Origin of the sequence: Shewanella sp. 11B5, from assembly GCF_002836795.1 — a bacterium.
In the GTDB taxonomy this organism is placed as follows: domain Bacteria; phylum Pseudomonadota; class Gammaproteobacteria; order Enterobacterales; family Shewanellaceae; genus Shewanella; species Shewanella frigidimarina.
In genome coordinates, this window is record NZ_PJAP01001105.1 from 1 (window position 1) to 2,279 (window position 2,279).

Sequence of the window (2,279 nt, forward strand, 5' to 3'; positions counted from 1 at the left end):
AAAGATACTCGTAGTAGCGGTTATATGCTCGAATCAGCTATTGAAGCTGGTTTGTCTGCTGCTGGTGTGAACGTGGCATTAATTGGCCCTATGCCAACCCCTGCAGTGGCGTATTTAGCCTCAACGTTCAGAGCTGATGCTGGTGTTGTTATCAGTGCATCGCATAATCCGTTTTATGACAATGGCATTAAATTTTTCTCAAATTCTGGCACTAAGCTTAATGACGAGCAAGAGCTTGAAATTGAAGCTTTACTCGACCAGGCGTTAAATCACAATGCGATGGAATGTGTTTCATCTGAATTGTTAGGTAAAGTCCGTCGTATTACTGATGCTGCTGGTCGTTACATTGAGTTTTGCAAAGGCGTATTTGCTAAAGATTTAACCTTAGCAGGCCTTAAAATTGTCGTCGATAGTGCTAACGGTGCGGCGTATCATATTGCGCCCAACGTATACCGTGAGTTAGGTGCTGAGGTGATTAGCATTAATGATAAGCCTAATGGTACCAATATTAACGACCATTGTGGCGCGACACATTTAGACAGCTTGCAAACTGCGGTAATGGTGCATGAGGCCGATTTAGGTATTGCGATGGACGGTGATGCTGACCGTGTAATGTTTGTTGACCATAATGGCCACGTAGTGGATGGTGACCAAATTTTATATATTCTGGCCAAAACAGCAAAACAACAAGGTACTTTAAGTGGCGGTGTAGTTGGCACATTAATGTCTAACCTTGGTCTTGAAATAGCGTTAAAAGAAATGGATATTCCATTTAAGCGCGCCAAAGTGGGTGACCGTTATGTGGTTGAGCAATTAAAAGCTACTGGCTGGCGCATAGGCGGCGAAGGTTCTGGTCACATACTGCACCTTGACCATGCATCAACTGGGGATGCTGTTGTGGCGTCATTATTAGTATTACAAGCAGTATTACAGTCTGGCCAGTCATTAGCTGAGATAGTCTCGGGTATGAAAAAGTTACCTCAAGTACTGCTCAATGTTCGGCTAACCGCTAATAACGCTGATGAGATCTTAGCGTCAGAAGCCGTAAAACAAGCTGTGATAGAAGCCGAAGCCGTACTTGCCGAAAACGGTCGAGTATTATTACGTAAATCTGGCACCGAACCCCTTATCCGCGTAATGGTTGAATCAACAGACCCAGAAATGTCACAGGCGCAAGCAGAGCATATAGCTAAAGTAGTCACTAGTTTCTAGTGCGCTTCGCTTCTAGGGCGGACGTTGTCCTGCTAAGGACAGCTGCGCTGTTAAGCTTAGATGCTAGAATCTAGTGCGCTATGCTTCTAGGGCGGACATTGTCCTGCTAGGGACAGCTTCGCTGTTAAGCTTAGATGCTAGAATCTAGTGCGCTATGCTTCTAGGGCGGACGTTGTCCTGTTAAGGACAGCTGCGCTGTTGAGCTTAGATGCTAGGCTCTAGGCTCTGTTCTCAGCTTTCTAGCATCTTTAATCTTTGACTGTTTATTTTTGATCATGGTTCCTATTATTTTAGCTAATTCTTTTGCTTCGTTGACTAGCATTAATGAAGTTTTTTTGTCTAAAAATTCTGCTTCAACTCCTATGTATAGCTGGGTTACTAACTCGCCTAATGAACCTTTTGCATAGTATAAAAACCTTATTTTTTCCTTTGTTGTATCCCTTTCTTCACCTTCCGCAATATTTGATGGGACAGATAAGCCTGAACGAGTTATCTGATCCTTGAAGCCCCAGTTATTAACTTTATCCGCTAATTTATAAATTTCACAAGATAATCTGGATGCTCTTTTCCATACATCTAATTGTTCAAATCTCATGTGTTCTCCATTTATTCTAGCTTCGCTTTGCTGCTAAGTTTAGGGCAGTTTCGCTGTGCTATTTGCTTTTATAGAATCTAGCCGCTTAGCGTACTAGCAGCGCAGCGATCTAGGCTGTTGCAAAGATTTTATAGAATCTAGCCGCGTAGCGTACTAGCAGCGCAGCGATCTAGGCTGTTGCTAAGATTTTATAGAATCTAGCCGCGTAGCGTACTAGTAGCGCAGCGATCTAGGCTTTATCATTCCTTACCGATAACAATTTCTGCCTCTGGCAGCATTTTTCTATATTCCTTTGCTAGCGCTTGTTTGGCTTCGTTGTCGCCGTGGACGATTCTTATGTGGCTGGGTTTGTGGTGCATGCGTTTTACGAAGTTGATGAGGTTGTGTTGATCGGCGTGGGCGGAGTAACCGCTGATGGTGTGGATGGCGGCTTTGATATCAATTTTTAGTTCGTTGATGTAAACGTATCCGC

At 43.6% G+C, this 2,279-nt stretch carries 3 protein-coding genes; 1 reads left to right on the forward strand and 2 read right to left on the reverse strand.

The annotated features are described in order from the left end of the window. The coding region (glmM, locus tag CXF78_RS20800) for a phosphoglucosamine mutase (RefSeq protein ID WP_102037832.1) at positions 1-1,212 on the forward strand (1,212 nt) is incomplete at its 5' end. A gap of 211 nt (positions 1,213-1,423) precedes the next feature. Here glmM and CXF78_RS20805 read toward each other — a convergent pair. Beyond that, positions 1,424-1,807, reverse strand: a complete 384-nt coding sequence (locus CXF78_RS20805) for a four helix bundle protein (RefSeq protein WP_102037833.1) — start codon at positions 1,805-1,807, stop codon at positions 1,424-1,426. Positions 1,808-2,046: 239 nt separating this feature from the next. Continuing rightward, the coding region (locus CXF78_RS20810) for an MBL fold metallo-hydrolase RNA specificity domain-containing protein (protein ID WP_308302290.1) at positions 2,047-2,279 on the reverse strand (233 nt) is incomplete at its 5' end.